We start from the raw sequence: 15,098 nt of genomic DNA on the forward strand, positions 1-15,098 counted from the left end.
GACCTACAGCCGCTCCAGCGACGGCATCCAGACACGGATCAGCGAGAACAGCCGGTCCAGGTCGATGGGCTTGGCCAGGTAGTCGCTGGCACCGGCGGCGAGGCAGCGCTCCTGGTCATCCTTCATGGCCTTGGCGGTGATGGCGATGATCGGCAGCTTCTTCATGTGCGGCCGCTTGCGGATCTCGCGCATGGCTTCGTAGCCGTCCATCATCGGCATCATGATGTCCATCAGCACCAGGTCGATGGTGTCGCTGTTGTCGAGCTTCTCCAGCGCTTCCAGGCCGTTGCGGGCGATCTCCACCTTGGCGCCCTTCTGCTCCAGGGCACTGGTGAGGGCGAAGATGTTGCGAACGTCGTCATCCACCAGCAGCAGGGTGCGGCCATCGAAGGCCTTTTCGCGGCTGCGGGCGCTTTCCAGCATGCGCTGGCGATCGAGCGGCATGTCGGCCTCGATCTTGTGCAGGAACAGGGTCACCTCGTCGAGCAGTCGCTCCGGCGAGCGCGCACCCTTGATGATGATGGAACGCGAATACTTGAGCAGCGCCGCTTCTTCGTCGCGGGTCAGGCTGCGACCGGTGTAGACGATCACCGGTGGGAAGGAGCAGATGTCTTCGCTGGCCATGCGCTGCAGCAGCTCACCCCCTTCCATGTCGGGCAGCTTGAGGTCGATGACCATGCAGTCGTAGACCTCGTCGCGCAGCAGTTCCAGGGCCTGGCTGCCCATCTCCACGGCGGTGATCTCCACATCCACGTCGCCGATCAGCTTGGCGATGCTGTCGCGCTGCAGGGCATCGTCTTCCACCAGCAGCACCCGCTTGATGCCGGCGGCGAACTTGGCTTCCAGCCGGGTGAAGGCCTCACGCAATTCGTCGCGAGTGGTGGGCTTGATGGCGTAGCCGACCGCGCCCATGTGCATGGCCGTCTCGATGCGATCCGAGGCTGAGACCACGTGCACCGGGATGTGCCGGGTCAGGGGATTTTCCTTGAGGCGCTCCAGCACCGTGAGGCCGGAATGATCCGGCAGTCCCATGTCCAGCAGGATGGCGTCGGGGCGGTACTCCAGCGCCGCGGCGAAGCCTTCCTCGGCGCGATGGGCGATCAGGCAGCTGTACTTCAGCTCGTGGGCCAGATCGAAGAGGATCTGCGCGAAGGGCACCTCGTCCTCGATCACCAGCACTCGACGATCCGGATAGGGCCAGCTGTCCCGATCGTCAGCGAAGGCAGCTGCCACAGGCGCCGCTGCCTCGGTGACCGGCGGCGCTGCGGGCGGACGCGGGGTAGCGGCCAGGGTGGCGAGAGGCGCAGGTGCTGCAACCGGCATGGTGGCCTGCGCCGGGGCCATGACCGGCGTCACCGGCAGACCGGGCGCGGCGGCTTCCTGATACTCCAGCGGCAGGCGCAGGGTGAAGGTACTACCCTCGCCCGGCTGGCTGATGACGCCCAGGGCGCCACCCAGCAGCAGCGCCAAGTCGCGGGAGATCGACAGCCCCAGGCCGGTGCCGCCGTAGCGACGGGTAATGGCGCCGTCCGCCTGGCGGAAGGCCTCGAAGATCAGCTCCTGCTGCTCGGCGGCGATGCCGATGCCGGTATCGCTCACGGCGAAGCTGGGCTGGCCGTCTTCCAGCGACAGGCGCAGGGTCACCTGGCCGTGCTCGGTGAACTTGAAGGCGTTGGACAGCAGGTTCTTGAGGATCTGCTCGACCCGCTGGCGATCGCTGAAGAAGGTCGACGGCATCTGCTCGTCCAGCTCCACCACGAAGGCGACGCCCTTGTTCTGGGCCACCGGCTCGAAGGCGGTCTTCAGGGCTTCCACCAGGCGGCGCACGGACATCTGCTCCGGGCGGATCTCCAGCATGCCGGCCTCGACCTTGGAGATGTCGAGGATGTCGTTGATCAGGGTGAGCAGGTCGTTGCCCGCCGAATAGATGGATTCGGCGTAGCGCACCTGCTCGGCACTCAGGTTGCCCACCGGGTTGTCCGCCAGCAGCTTGGACAGGATCAGCGAGCTGTTTAGCGGCGTACGCAATTCGTGGGACATGTTCGCCAGGAATTCGGACTTGTACTGGCTGGCGCGTTCCAGCTCGCGCGCCCGGTCTTCCAGCAGTTGCTGGGCTTCGTTGAGGCGATTGTTGCGGTCGTCCAGCACGTCGCGCTGCTGCAGCAGTTCCTGGGCCTGCTCGGAGAGTTGCTCGTTGGTCTGCTCCAGTTCGGCCTGCTGCTGCTCCAGATGAACCTGGGATTCCTTGAGCGCCTGGGACTGTTCTTCCAGCTCTTCGTTGGCGGTGCGCAGCTCTTCCTGCTGTACCTGGAGCTCTTCGTTGAGTTGCTGGGTTTCCGCCAGCACCTGCTGCAGCCGCTGGCGATAGCGCGCGGCTTCCACCGAGGAACCGATGGAGTCGGCGATCAGGGTCAGCAATTCTTCGTCCTGCGGACGCAGGGCGCGCAGGAAGCCCAGTTCGACCACACCATTCACCCGGCCATCGTTCTCGATGGGCACGATGAGCGCCGCGCTGGCCTGGCGCTCGCCCAGCGCCGAATTGACCTTGAGGTAGTCGAGGGGCAACTGGTCGAGCGCCATTAGGCGACCGTCCAGCACGGCTTGCCCGGCCAGACCCTCGCCCGGAGAAAGGCGCTGGCGCCGGCGACGACCCTCGTCGTCGAGGGCGTAGTCGGCGACGCGCTCCAGGCTGCCGTCGTCGAGCCGTACATAGAGGGCACCGGCCGCGGCACCGAGATAGCGCGCCAGGAATTGCAGGATGCTTTGCCCCAGCGGCGCCAGCGTCGCCTGACCGATGACCGCTTCCGACAGCTGATTCTGGCCGGAGCGGAACCAGCTCTGTCGCTCAAGATTATCGGTGTGCTCGGCCTGTTGATCGAGCAGCCGGGTGTAGGTCGCGGAAAGCCGCATGAGTTCGCGGCGACCAAAGAAGGCCATGATGCCCGACAGCAGCAGGCTGACGACGAGGAAGGCCGCCACGAACACCACCGTCATGCGGCTGGCCGTCGCGGTACGCTCGGCGCGCATCTGCTCTTCGTAGGCGATGAAGTCGGTGTAGTCGCGGCGGATGCTGTCGATGCGATTCTTGCCCTGGCCATCGCTCAGGGGGGTCTGGAAATCCCCCCCGGTGCGGCGCGCCTCGATCACCTGGCTGGCGTATTGGCGCCACTCTCGGTGTACCGCTTCGATCCGCTCCAGTCGGCGGATCTGCACGGCGCTGTCGCTGACCAGATTCTTCAACTCATCCAGTTGCGGCTCGACATTGGGCAGGGCGCGCTCATAGGGCTGCAGGAACGCGGTATTGCCGCTCAGCAGATAGCCGCGCATCCCGGTTTCCAGATCGACCACCAGGCGGAAGTTGGCGTTGGCCTCGCTGATGACACGGTCGGTGTGCTCGACCCACTGGGTGACCTTCAGCAGGTAATAGATGATGGCGATGAAGAAGATCGCGCTGAAGACACCGATGCTCAGCGGCAGGGAAAGATTGCGCTTGAGGATCTGGCTGAAGTGCTTCTGATCGAGGGGCGACTCGCGATTCATGGGGTCTGAAAGCCTTGTACGGGACAAAACGGTCGGCGACGGCAAAGCCTCGGCCTGCGGGGGGGTGTCGTCACTGACCGTGGCGCAACCGACGGTCGATCAAGGATATCGACACGGGCTGGCCGAAAGGCCTCGAACAGGACCATGGAAGGCGCATCCGCCTAGCACGGACGTCTTGCCCTCCGGCCCCTTTCGCTCCGGTCGGCGCTGACCCCTCGGGTCAACCAGGCGATCGCGGCATTCGGGTCTCGATCAGGCCGCTGGTTCAGCGACGGGCAATCACCCAGACGGCATGAATGATACCCGGAATGTAACCCAGCAGCGTCAGCAGGATGTTCAGCCAGAAGGCGCCGCCGAAGCCGACCTGGAGGAAGACGCCCACGGGCGGCAGGATGATGGCGAAGATAAGGCGGATGAGGTCCATTTCAGGCTCCAGTAGTGGGCAGGCAAGAAGATGCCTCTAAGACTGGCAGGGCCTGAATCAGGTTCCGGCAGGCAATAAAAAACCCCGCCGAAGCGGGGTTTCGCAGACTTAACCCGACATCCTTGTCAGGCCGCCAATCCTTGGCCATCTATCCCTGTAAGTCTCTGCCCGACATCCGTGCCGGGGGGCCATCCTGGCCATATTTCCTTGAAATCATCTGGAGCGCTGGGTACATCCTGCACCGCGATCCGATGGGTGTAGATTACGCAGCTATCAGAGACTAGGCGATGGCTTATCGCGGCGACGTGGTGTAAGCCAAAGCTTACACGACATGGCTTTTTACCTTGCTGGTCAACAGCTTAGAACGCCTCCTCGGCCAGGGCGTAGAGCGGCTGGGCGCCACTGCGCACGGCCGCAGCCAGGCTCAGGGTGCGCGGTAGCAGACGAGCGAAATAGAAACGCGCAGTGGCCAGCTTGGCTTCGGCGAAGGTCGCCTCCTGATCCGCCGCAGCGGCCGCCGCCCGGGCCCAGAGGTAACCATAGGCGACATAGCCGAACAGGTGCAGGTAGTCCACCGAGGCTGCCCCCAGTTCGTGGGGATCGCTGGCGCCGGCCTGCAGCAGCCATTCGGTCGCCCCGTCCAGCTGTTCCAGCGCTTGGCGCAGGGGTGCGGCGAATTCATTGTCCGCCGGCAGACCGCCCAGATAGCCATGGACCTCTTCGCTGAAGGGCCGATAGAGAGTACCGCGGCTGCCGGCCAGCTTGCGGCCGACCAAATCGAGGGCCTGGATGCCGTTGGTGCCTTCGTAGATCTGGGTGATGCGCACGTCGCGCACCAGCTGCTCCTGGCCCCATTCACGGATGTAGCCATGACCGCCGAACACCTGCTGACCGGCGACGCAGAGTTCCAGGCCGAGATCGGTGAGGAAGCCCTTGGCCACCGGGGTGAGCAGCGCCACCAGGGCCTCGGCGCGTTCGCGCTCGACGGGCTCAGGGCTGTACTTGGCGGTGTCGAGCTGCAGGGCGACATAGCTGGAGAACAACCGGCCGCCTTCGTTCAGGGCCTTCATGGTCAGCAGCATGCGCCGCACATCGGGATGGACGATGATGGGATCGGCGTTCTTGGCGGCCTGCTGGATGCCGGCCGGCGACCGACTCTGCAGGCGCTCGCGGGCGTAGGCCAGGGCATTCTGGTAGGAGCGCTCGCTCGAACCCAGGCCCTGGATGCCGACGCCCAGGCGCTCGTAGTTCATCATGGTGAACATGGCGGCCAGGCCCTTGTTGACCTCGCCCACCAGGTAGCCGACCGCGCCGTCGAAGTTCATCACGCAGGTGGCGGCACCCTTGATGCCCATCTTGTGTTCCAGCGAGCCACAGGCCACGGCGTTGCGCGCGCCCAGGGCACCCGCCTCGTCCACCAGGATCTTGGGCACCAGGAACAGCGAGATGCCCCGGGAGCCGGCCGGCGCATCGGGCAGCTTGGCCAGCACCAGATGGATGATGTTCTCGGTGAGGTCGTGCTCGCCGGCGGTGATGAAGATCTTGGTGCCGGTGACCCGGTAGCTGCCGTCGAACTGGGGCTCGGCGCGGGTGCGGATCAGCCCCAGGTCGGTACCGGCATGGGGCTCGGTCAGGCACATGGAGCCGGCCCACTGGCCGCTGTAGAGGTTGGGCAGATAGGCCTGCTTCAGTTCTGCGCTGCCATGGGCGTGCAGGGCCAGGCAGGCACCGGCGCTGAGCATCGGATAGAGGCCGAAGGCCAGGCAGCTGGCGTGCATCATTTCCTCGACCTGGGCAGTGAGCACCTTGGGCATGCCCATGCCGCCGTATTCGGGATCGCCACCGACCCCGACCCAGCCGCCTTCGGCAAAGGCCTGGTAAGCCTGGCGGAAGCCCTGGGGCGTGGTCACTTCGCCGTTTTGCCAGTGGCAGCCTTCCTCATCGGAATTGCGATTGAGGGGCGCCAGTTCCTGGGCGCACAGCTTGCCGGCTTCTTCGAGGATGGCATCGGCGGTCTCGCCGTCCACCACTTCGGCCAGGGCAGGCCACTGACTCCAGCGGTCCCTGACCTTGAGGACGGCATCCAGCACGAAACGGATATCGCGAAGCGGCGGGGTGTAGTCAGCCATGTCGAGTCTCCTCGGAAGGTGTTCTTGTCGGTATGACCCGAGTGTAAGACCGAACCGGAAGGGAGACATAGGTTCATGATCTGACCTGGCGGTCAGCCGATCGGAGGTTCGCGCTGCTGGCTTCTTCGCATGCGTGAAAAAGCGAAAACCCCGCCGGAGCGGGGTTTTCAGTAGAGCGGCGACGGCTTAGTAGCCGAGGGCGAAGTCTTCCTCGGCCAGGGCCATCAGGCTGCCGGCGCCGGCCAGCAGCGCCTCGGCGTGGGCGCGGGTACGGGGCAGCAGGCGCTCGTAGTAGAAGCGCGCGGTGGCCAGCTTGGCCTGGTAGAAGGCGGCCTCGTCGGTGCCGGCGGCCAGCTTCTCGGCCGCGACCCGGGCCATGTCGGCCCAGAAGTAGGCCAGGCAGACATAGCCGGAGTACATCAGGTAGTCGACGGCGGCGGCACCCACCTCCTCGCGATCCTTCATGGCGGCCATGCCGACCTTGAGGGTGAGTTCGCCCCACTCCTTGTTCAGCTTGGCCAGCGGCTCGACGAAGGCCTTGAGTTCGGCGTTTTCGGCGTTGGCCTGACAGAACTTGTGCACCACCTTGGTGAAGGCCTTGAGCGATTCACCCTGGGTCATCAGCACCTTACGACCCAGCAGGTCGATGGCCTGGATGCCGGTGGTGCCCTCGTAGAGCATGGCGATACGCGCATCGCGCAGGTTCTGCTCCATGCCCCACTCGGCGATGTAGCCGTGGCCGCCATAGATCTGCACGCCGTGGCTGGCCGCCTCGAAACCCACCTCGGTCATGAAGGCCTTGGCGATGGGGGTGAGGAAGGCCATCTGGGTCTCGACCTGCTGCTTCTGCTCCTCGTCCTGGCTGTACTTGAGGATATCCACCAGCTTGGCGGTGTAGTAGATCATCGCCCGGCTGCCCTCGGCGAAGGCCTTCATGGTCAGCAGCATGCGGCGCACGTCGGGGTGCACGATGATGGGATCGGCGGGCTTCTCGGGGGCCTTGGGACCGGTCAGGGATCTCATCTGCAGCCGCTCGCGGGCGTACTTCAGACCGCCCTGGAAGGCCACCTCGGCGTGGGCCAGGCCCTGCAGGGCGGTGCCGATGCGGGCGAAGTTCATGAAGGTGAACATGCAGTTCAGACCGCGATTCGGCGGGCCGATCAGGAAGCCGGTAGCGCCATCGAAGTTCATCACGCAGGTGGCGTTGCCGTGGATGCCCATCTTGTGTTCGAGGGAACCGCAGTGCACGGCGTTGCGCTCGCCGGCCGCGCCGCTGGCGACGGGCAGGCGCTTGGGCACGATGAACAGCGAGATGCCCTTGGTGCCGGCGGGGGCGTCGGGCAGGCGGGCCAGCACGATGTGGACGATGTTCTCGGCCATGTCGTGTTCACCGGCGGAGATGAAGATCTTGGTGCCGGTGATGGCGTAGCTGCCGTCCGCGCGCGGCTCGGCCTTGGTACGCAGCATGCCCAGGTCGGAACCGCAGTGGGGTTCGGTCAGGCACATGGTGCCGGTCCATTCGCCGGTCACCAGCTTTTCCAGGTAGGTGTGCTTCTGCTCGTCGGTGCCGTGCTGCTCCAGGGTGTTCATGGCGCCGTGGGACAGGCCGGGGTACATGCCCCAGGACCAGTTGGCCTGGCCGACCATTTCCGACAGGGAGATGCCGAGTGACTCGGGCAGGCCCTGGCCACCGTGGGCCGGGTTGTGCGCCAGGCTCGGCCAGCCGCCCTCGACGAACTGGGCATAGGCTTCCTTGAAGCCATCGGGGGTCTTCACCCCCTCTTCGCTCCAGGTGCAGCCCTGCTGGTCGCCGATGCGATTGAGCGGCGCCAGCACCTGTTCGCAGAACTTGGCACCTTCTTCGAGGATGGCGGAGACCATGTCGGGAGTGGCGTCGCCGCAACCGGGCAGGCTCTGGTAGTGCGCGTCATAGCCCAGGAGTTCGTCGCGAACGAAGCGGATGTCCCGCAGGGGGGCTTTGTAATCGGGCATGACTGTTACCTCTTTGCGAATGCTTGTTGTCGAGGGTGGCGGCAGCGTCGCTGCAGACCTTCCGCCAGGGCGTTTAAACAGTTGTTTGAAACTAATGTTCCAGGCCTGCCCTGTCAAGCGTGGCGAGGACGAGTGGAACGACCGGTCAGTCCGCTTCGGCCAGGGCTTCGCGCAGGGCTGCCGCCGCCGTCGGGCGCACCAGCCGCGCCAGTTCCTGGCCGTCCTTGAAGATGATCAGCGTAGGCCAGAGCTTGACGCGAAAGGAGCGTCCCAGGCGGCGGCCGGGGCCGTCCTCGATCTTGAGATGACGCACGCCGAGGTAGTCGGCGAGCGCCGTGGCCAGCAGCGGCTGGGCGGCACGACAGTGGCCGCACCAGGGTGCGCCGAACTCCAGCAGGGTGACACCCGGCAGGGCGTCGACATCGGTGCGGGCGGGCTCCTTTTCCGCATAGGTGGTCGTCATGGTCATGGCGGGGCTCCTGAAGTCGGTTCCAACGGTGGACAAGTCGCTGGCGGGACTGCTCGGTCACGGGAAAAGGATTAGGGTCGAAGCTGCGGTACGCCCCGATCTCTCGACAATAAAACAAGGCGCTCCATTTCTGCCTCCGTCTCCGCCCTTTCCCGAGGCCCGCCATGAGCCAGACAGCGACTTCCGTTTCACCCGCCACCCTGCGCAAGGTCATCTCCGCCGCGTCCATCGGCAATTTCGTCGAATGGTTCGATTTCGCCCTTTATGGCTTTCTCGCCACCCTGATCGCCGCGCACTTCTTCCCCAGTGGCGATGCCACCGCCGGGCTGCTTAAGACCTTTGCCGTCTTCGCCGTGGCCTTCGCCTTCCGGCCGCTGGGCGGTATCGTCTTCGGCCTGCTGGGTGACCGTATCGGCCGTAAACGGGTCCTGGCGCTGACCATCCTGATCATGGCCGGCGCCACGGCCCTGATCGGCATCCTGCCCAGCTACGCCACCATCGGCATCTGGGCACCCATCCTGCTGACGCTGATCCGTTGCGCTCAGGGCTTTTCCGCCGGCGGCGAATACGCGGGTGCCTGCGCCTACGTGATGGAGCATTCGCCGCGCGATAGACGCGGGCGCTATGGCAGCTTCGTGCCGGTCTCGACCTTTCTCGCCTTCGCCAGCGCGGCCCTGACCGCCTGGGGCCTGGAGCGGCTGCTGGGCGCCGCTACCATGGCCGACTGGGGCTGGCGCATTCCCTTCCTGGCCGCCGCGCCGCTGGGTCTGATTGGCCTCTACCTGCGGCTAAAGCTGGACGAGACCCCGGCCTTCCAGGCCCTGGAAGCCGACCATGAGGTCAGCCATTCGCCGCTGGGCGAGACGCTCAGGCTGCAGGGCCGTTCCATCCTGCGCCTGGGCGCCTTCATTTCGCTGACGGCGCTGTCCTTCTATATGTTCACTACCTACTTCTCCACCTACCTGCAGCTGGCTGGCGGCTTCGACCGGGCCGCGGCGCTGGCCATCAGCCTGATCACCCTGTTCGCCGCCGCAGCCGCCTGCCCGGTGCTGGGACGTGTCACCGACCGCATCGGTCGGCGCATGACCACGGTGCTGGCCAGCCTGGTCCTGGCGGTGGGCGTCTATCCGGCGCTGCTGCTGGCCAGCAGTGGCCAGTTCGGCAGCGCCCTGCTGGGTTCGCTGCTGCTGGGCGCCGGAGCGGTACTGTGCAACGTGGTGACGGCGCCGCTGCTCAGCGAGGTCTTCCCGACCCGCACGCGCTACACCGCCGGCGCCATCACCTACAACCTGGCCTACACCATCTTCGGCGGCACCGCCCCGCTGATGGCGACCTGGCTGATCGGCGCCACCGGCAGCAACCTCTCGCCAGCGCTCTACCTGATCCTGATCGCCCTGCTGGGCCTGGTCGGTGGCCTGAGCCTGCCGGAGACCTCCCGGATCGATTTGGACGACGTCAGCGAAGGCGGCGAGGTCAGCTATCGCGCGGTGCGCAGCTAGACCGCTCGTCTCGTGACCGGCACTTCCTCCGGGTCCGTCTGCCGATAGGCAAAAGGCCCGGAGTTTCCCCCATGCCCGCCACTCACGATCTGCAACGCTTCCTCGACGCCCAGGCCGACACCTATGCCACCGCCCTGGCGGAGATCCGCGCCGGGCGCAAGCGCAGCCACTGGATGTGGTTCATCTTTCCGCATATCCAGGGACTGGGTCGTAGCGAAACGGCACGCCACTACGCCATCGCCTCCCGCGACGAGGCCAGTGCCTACCTCGCACATCCGCTGCTGGGATCGCGCCTGCGGGAGATCACCGCGGCAGCGCTGGAGCATCCGGGGCTGTCCGCCACCGCGCTGTTCGGGCAGCCGGACGATCTCAAGTTCCACTCCAGCCTCACCCTCTTCGCTGCCGTGGCCGAAGATCCCGAACCCTTTCGCCAGGCGCTGAAGACCTTTTTCGCCGGTCAGCCCGACGAGGCCACCCTGACCCGCCTCTGCTAGCGCCAGAGTGCCGGCAGTGCGCCCTTGCGCCCGGTCACCGGATCGCTTGCCGGCAAGGGCACCCCGGCGATCAGTCCGACCGAGCGGGCGTGGGCGGCCGGATCGGCACGCTGGGTGATGAAGTCCTGCTGATCGGGCGGATAGGCGCCCACCACCAGGAAATTTGCACTGGACTGCAGGTTGCGGTGGCCGGTGCCCGCCGGTAGCACCACCACATCACCTGCAGTCACCTCCACATCCTGCCCCTGCTCGCCACCCAGGCGCAGGGTAGCCCGACCGCGCGCCACGCCCAGCACTTCATGGGCATTGGGATGATAGTGATGGTAGCTATAGACGCCGTAGCGCCATTGCGGCGGCCAGGCGTTGTCGGCGAACAGTCGCTCCAGCGCCGCCGCGCAGTCGGTCCCTTCCAGAGGAACCTGGCGATAGAGCAGCACGGGCAGGCGGCTATTGGGAATGACGCCGTCGTCGGCGAAATGCAGCTGCTCGGGCTGACCGGCCCCCACTGGCGCGGCCAGGGCCACGGTGGTGGGGGCGAGCCCCAGCACCAGGGAGAGGATGGACAGTGATGGGCGATGCGCCATGCGGGACTCCAGGGGGCTTTGCCAATGGAGGCCCGCCTGCCGCCGGGGTTCAGCGTCCGCGACGAGGGGTCAGGCCAGCCACTCCCGCAACAGTGCCGTGGTCCGTTCCGGCAGCTCCAGTGGCGGCAGGTGGCCGCAGTCGTCCAGCACCACCAGATGCGAGCCCTGGATGCCGGCCGCCATGAGTTCGGCTTCGGCAGGCGGGGTGAGTTGATCCTGGGCGCCGACCACGATGAGGGTGGGCACTTGGACCTGGGCCAGGGTCGGCCGCGAATCGGGGCGGTCGATGATCGACTGCTGCTGGCGCAGGAAGGCCTCCTTGCCCACCGCCTTGCCCATGGCCAGCACGGTATCGGCCACCGGCGTGCCCAGGCGCGAGGCATGGATCAGGCGTGGCAGCAGTTGCGGACTGATGCCGAGAAAGCGACCGCGCTCAGCCAGGTCGAGCATGGCGCGACGCTGGGTGGCACGCTCGGGGGTATCCGGGCTGGCCATGGTGTCGAACAACGCCAGTCGCACTACCCGCTCCGGCGCCTGGCGCAGGATCTCGAAGGCCACATAGCCGCCCATGGACAGGGCGCCCAGGGCGAAACGCGGTGGCGCCTCGGCCAGGACCCGGCGGGCCAGCGCGGCGATGCCAACGTCGCGTGTGAGGTCGGGGATGGACACCGGGCAGGTGTCGGCCAGGTCGGCAGCCTGGGTGGCCCAGAGGCGCTGGTCACAGAGCAGGCCGGGAAGCAGGATCAGGGGTAGCGCGTCGGTAGCTGTCATCACTAAGAACTTGAGAGACACTGCGGAAAACGCGCAGTGTAGCGCGGATCACCAGCGAACCCGGCGGGCTTCGCGGGTTCCAAGGGACATTGCCAAGGATCTGGAAACATCCATGCGTACTGAAGGCTTCTTCGACTGGCTCGGCGCGGCGCTCGGCCAAGTCATCCGTTTTATCATCGACCTGTTCGGCTCGGTCCTGGGCGGCATCGCCGATGCCGTGCACGACTTTCTCCATGGCATGGCGCGCTCCATCGGCATGGACGACTCCTATATCAGCTTCGTGGTCCTGGCCATCGGCCTGCTGCTGCTCTACGCCGCGGTACGGGCCTTCATGGCTCGCTCGATAGTGGGCGGCGTCATCTGGCTGATCCTGGGCCTGATGGTGATGGGCTGGCTGATTCGCGGCTGACTGGTGGCCAGGCCGGCGGCCTGGCACAGTAGGGCTCTCGCTCGGCACGGATGCCGTCATGACCCTACCGTTCTCCTCTGTATTAAAGCGCCACTGGCAACGCCTGCGGCCCGGGACCCACTGCGCCCTCTGCGCCACCTGGCTTCCGCCCGGAATGCCGCTGTGCGAAGGCTGCGACAACGAACTGCCCTGGCTCGGGCCACACTGCCAATGCTGCGCCTTGCCCCTACCGGTAGACGGCCTCCTTTGTGGCAGCTGCCTGGTCAGGCCGCCGGCCTTCGACCAGGTACTGGCGCCCTGGCGCTATGCCTTTCCGGTCGACACTCTGATCAACAGATTCAAGCACCGTGACCAGGGCAGTCTCGGTCGCCTGGCCGGGGCGCTGCTGGCGCGGCATCTGCAGCATCTGTTCGACGAAGGCCAGCCACGCCCGGACCTGCTGCTGCCGGTTCCCCTCTCACCCTTGCGCCTGCGCCAACGCGGCTTCAACCAGGCCGCCCTGCTGGCCAGCTGGCTCGGCAAGACGCTGCAACTGCCGGTGGATGGCAGGTTATTGCAGCGGGTACAGGAGCAACAGAGCCAGCAGGGTCTGAGCGCCAACCAGCGGCGGCGCAATCTCAAGCAGGCCTTCGCCCTGGTGAAGGACGCCCAGCTGCAAGGTCGCCACCTGGCCCTGGTGGACGATGTCCTCACCACCGGCGCCACCGCCGACAGCCTGGCGCGCTTGCTCAAGCGCGCCGGCGCCGGGCGGGTCGACGTCTATTGCCTGGCGCGGACGCCACCACCCGGCGACTAGCCGCTGTCACCAAAACGTCATTTAGTCTGACTAGCCTCGCCTGCACACCGTGAGGGAGCCATGAGCATGCACAACGACCAGACCGATCTCGAACGCCTCGTCCACTTCAGCCGCCGCCGCTTCATCGGCGCCGGCGCCCTGGCCAGCGCGGCCCTGTTCCTGGGCGGTGGCCTGCTCGGTCGCAGCGCCCTGGCCGACGCTGTCAGCGAGGCCACGGGCAATCCCCTGATCGGCTTCGCCAACATCCCGGCCTCCACCGCCGACACCCTGGTGGTGCCGCCCGGCTATCGCGCCAGCGTGCTCATCAGCTGGGGCCAGCCACTGCACACCGATGGCCCGGCCTTCCGCCCCGATGGCAGCCCCAGCGCCGCCGACCAGGCGGTGCAATTCGGCGACAACAACGACGGCATGGCCTTCTATCCCTTCCCGGACGATCCGGATCGGGCACTGATGGCGATCAACAACGAATACACCAACTACCGCTACCTGCTCAGCCACGGCACGCCGCCCAAGTCTCTGGAAGACACCCGCAAGGCTCAGGCCGCCGAGGGCGTCTCGGTGATCGAGGTGAAGCGCGTGGACGGCCAATGGCACTTCGTCCAGGGCTCGCCCTACAACCGCCGGGTACACGGCAACACGCCCATCGCCGTCAGCGGTCCGGCTGCCGGCCACGACCTGCTCAAGACCGCCGCCGACCCGGCCGGACGGGAGGTGCTGGGTACCTTCCAGAATTGCTCCAGCGGTGCCACGCCCTGGCATACCTACCTGACCTGCGAAGAGAACTTCACCGACGTCTTCGGCAGTCGCGACGCCAACCTGAAGTTCGATGCCGCCCAGAAGCGCTACAGCGTCAAGCATGTCGGTGTGGAGAACGACTGGCACCTGCACGACGACCGTTTCGACCTGGCGCAGAATCCCAACGAATTGAACCGCCACGGCTGGATCACCGAGATCGATCCCTTCGATCCCCAGGCCAAGCCGGTCAAGCGCACCGCCCTGGGTCGTTTCAAGCACGAGAACGCCGCCCTTACCCGCACCCGCGATGGCCGCGTAGTGGTCTACATGGGTGACGACGAGCGCGGCGAATTCATCTACAAGTTCGTCAGCCGCGATCGCCTGCAGGACGATCCCAAGGCCAATCGCGAGCTGCTCGATCATGGCACCCTCTATGTCGCCCGCTTCGACGAAGGCGACCGTGATCCGAACCGCCCCAAGGGCCGCGGCCAGTGGCTGCCGCTGGTGCATGGCGAGAACGGCCTCACCGCCGCCAACGGCTTCGCCAGCCAGGCCGAGGTGCTCATCCACGCCCGCCAGGCCGGCACCCAGGTCGGCGCCACGCGCATGGACCGTCCGGAGTGGATCGCCGTCAGCCCCAAGGACGGCCAGGTCTATTGCACCCTGACCAACAACACCAAGCGCGGTGAAGACGGCATGCCAGTGGGCGGCCCCAATCCCCGCGCCAACAACCTCTACGGCCAGATCGTGCGCTGGCGCGAGAGCGACGACGATGCCGCGGCCCTGAGCTTCGACTGGGATCTGTTCGTCATCGCCGGCAATCCCAAGGTACACCCGGGCAAGCCGGAAGCAGGCTCGCAGCAGATCAATGCCGAGAACATGTTCAACAGTCCCGACGGCCTGGGCTTCGACGCTGCCGGCCGTTTGTGGGTGCTCACCGACGGCAAGTACAGCAACAAAGGCGACTACGAGGGCATGGGCAACAACCAGATGCTCTGCGCCGATCCGCGCAGCGGCGAGATGCGCCGCTTCCTGGTCGGCCCGGTCGGTTGCGAGGTCACCGGCCTGGCCTTCTCGCCGGACTACCGGACGATGTTCGTCGGCATCCAGCACCCCGGCGAGGAAGGCGGCTCCCAATTCCCGGAGCAACAAGCGGATGGTCAGCCCCGTTCCTCGGTGATGGTCATCAGCCGCGAAGACGGCGGTGTGATCGGCGCCTGACCGGCGAGCGGATAGCGCTCGAGCCTTCGCCATGG

Annotated in this window: 12 protein-coding genes; 5 read left to right on the forward strand and 7 right to left on the reverse strand. The window is 66.2% G+C overall.

Annotated elements, in window-relative coordinates:
• Positions 1–3: 3 nt before the first annotated feature.
• The 5 genes from QE444_RS00740 to QE444_RS00760 form a co-directional block, all read right to left on the reverse strand.
• Positions 4–3,540: a response regulator gene (locus QE444_RS00740; protein WP_187980522.1), complete on the reverse strand. Its 3,537-nt coding sequence runs from the start codon at positions 3,538–3,540 to the stop codon at positions 4–6.
• Positions 3,541–3,805: 265 nt separating this feature from the next.
• Positions 3,806–3,964 (reverse strand): YqaE/Pmp3 family membrane protein, encoded by a 159-nt coding sequence (locus tag QE444_RS00745; protein WP_007159763.1) that lies wholly within the window; start codon positions 3,962–3,964, stop codon positions 3,806–3,808.
• Positions 3,965–4,323: 359 nt separating this feature from the next.
• A complete protein-coding gene (locus tag QE444_RS00750) occupies positions 4,324–6,093 on the reverse strand; it encodes an acyl-CoA dehydrogenase C-terminal domain-containing protein (RefSeq protein WP_187980523.1) in 1,770 nt (589 codons plus the stop codon).
• A 186-nt stretch (positions 6,094–6,279) separates the two neighbouring features.
• Complete coding sequence (locus QE444_RS00755; protein ID WP_285385619.1) at positions 6,280–8,085, reverse strand: phenylacyl-CoA dehydrogenase; 1,806 nt, start codon at positions 8,083–8,085, stop codon at positions 6,280–6,282.
• Between the two features lie 145 nt (positions 8,086–8,230).
• On the reverse strand, positions 8,231–8,554 hold the full coding sequence (locus tag QE444_RS00760; protein WP_285385621.1) for a thioredoxin family protein: 324 nt from the start codon (positions 8,552–8,554) through the stop codon (positions 8,231–8,233).
• A 164-nt stretch (positions 8,555–8,718) separates the two neighbouring features.
• On the opposite strand from QE444_RS00760, the gene QE444_RS00765 reads away from it, so the two are divergent.
• On the forward strand, positions 8,719–10,053 hold the full coding sequence (locus QE444_RS00765) for an MFS transporter (protein ID WP_158894358.1): 1,335 nt from the start codon (positions 8,719–8,721) through the stop codon (positions 10,051–10,053).
• Between the two features lie 71 nt (positions 10,054–10,124).
• Complete coding sequence (locus tag QE444_RS00770; protein WP_285385623.1) at positions 10,125–10,547, forward strand: DUF1810 domain-containing protein; 423 nt, start codon at positions 10,125–10,127, stop codon at positions 10,545–10,547.
• Here the strand turns inward: QE444_RS00770 and QE444_RS00775 are convergent.
• Together QE444_RS00775 and QE444_RS00780 are read right to left on the reverse strand one after the other, a co-directional pair.
• The gene (locus QE444_RS00775) at positions 10,544–11,131 is read right to left on the reverse strand and encodes a cupin domain-containing protein (RefSeq protein ID WP_285385625.1); all 588 of its coding nucleotides are present in this window, start codon (positions 11,129–11,131) and stop codon (positions 10,544–10,546) included. The genes QE444_RS00770 and QE444_RS00775 overlap by 4 nt on opposite strands.
• 69 nt (positions 11,132–11,200) lie before the next feature.
• Positions 11,201–11,902 (reverse strand): alpha/beta fold hydrolase, encoded by a 702-nt coding sequence (locus tag QE444_RS00780; RefSeq protein WP_187980528.1) that lies wholly within the window; start codon positions 11,900–11,902, stop codon positions 11,201–11,203.
• Between the two features lie 112 nt (positions 11,903–12,014).
• On the opposite strand from QE444_RS00780, the gene QE444_RS00785 reads away from it, so the two are divergent.
• The 3 genes from QE444_RS00785 (at position 12,015) to QE444_RS00795 (ending at position 15,063) form a co-directional block, all read left to right on the forward strand.
• The gene (locus QE444_RS00785) at positions 12,015–12,311 is read left to right on the forward strand and encodes a hypothetical protein (protein WP_133861974.1); all 297 of its coding nucleotides are present in this window, start codon (positions 12,015–12,017) and stop codon (positions 12,309–12,311) included.
• Positions 12,312–12,369: 58 nt separating this feature from the next.
• Complete coding sequence (locus QE444_RS00790; RefSeq protein WP_285385626.1) at positions 12,370–13,107, forward strand: ComF family protein; 738 nt, start codon at positions 12,370–12,372, stop codon at positions 13,105–13,107.
• A 66-nt stretch (positions 13,108–13,173) separates the two neighbouring features.
• Positions 13,174–15,063, forward strand: a complete 1,890-nt coding sequence (locus tag QE444_RS00795) for a PhoX family phosphatase (protein WP_285385628.1) — start codon at positions 13,174–13,176, stop codon at positions 15,061–15,063.
• Positions 15,064–15,098 lie beyond the last annotated feature (35 nt).

Origin of the sequence: Pseudomonas sp. SORGH_AS_0199 (genome assembly GCF_031453735.1) — a bacterium.
GTDB classification, from domain to species: Bacteria; Pseudomonadota; Gammaproteobacteria; order Pseudomonadales; family Pseudomonadaceae; genus Chryseomonas; species Chryseomonas aestiva.

Coding starts and splice junctions, on each gene's coding strand:
- QE444_RS00775 (WP_285385625.1), bottom strand. CDS start 11,131: ATGGCGCATCGCCCATCACTGTCCATCCTCTCCCTGGTGCTGGGGCTC.
- QE444_RS00755 (WP_285385619.1), bottom strand. CDS start 8,085: ATGCCCGATTACAAAGCCCCCCTGCGGGACATCCGCTTCGTTCGCGAC.
- QE444_RS00785 (WP_133861974.1), top strand. CDS start 12,015: ATGCGTACTGAAGGCTTCTTCGACTGGCTCGGCGCGGCGCTCGGCCAA.
- QE444_RS00770 (WP_285385623.1), top strand. CDS start 10,125: ATGCCCGCCACTCACGATCTGCAACGCTTCCTCGACGCCCAGGCCGAC.
- QE444_RS00765 (WP_158894358.1), top strand. CDS start 8,719: ATGAGCCAGACAGCGACTTCCGTTTCACCCGCCACCCTGCGCAAGGTC.
- QE444_RS00780 (WP_187980528.1), bottom strand. CDS start 11,902: ATGACAGCTACCGACGCGCTACCCCTGATCCTGCTTCCCGGCCTGCTC.
- QE444_RS00750 (WP_187980523.1), bottom strand. CDS start 6,093: ATGGCTGACTACACCCCGCCGCTTCGCGATATCCGTTTCGTGCTGGAT.
- QE444_RS00790 (WP_285385626.1), top strand. CDS start 12,370: ATGACCCTACCGTTCTCCTCTGTATTAAAGCGCCACTGGCAACGCCTG.
- QE444_RS00795 (WP_285385628.1), top strand. CDS start 13,174: ATGCACAACGACCAGACCGATCTCGAACGCCTCGTCCACTTCAGCCGC.
- QE444_RS00745 (WP_007159763.1), bottom strand. CDS start 3,964: ATGGACCTCATCCGCCTTATCTTCGCCATCATCCTGCCGCCCGTGGGC.
- QE444_RS00740 (WP_187980522.1), bottom strand. CDS start 3,540: ATGAATCGCGAGTCGCCCCTCGATCAGAAGCACTTCAGCCAGATCCTC.
- QE444_RS00760 (WP_285385621.1), bottom strand. CDS start 8,554: ATGACCATGACGACCACCTATGCGGAAAAGGAGCCCGCCCGCACCGAT.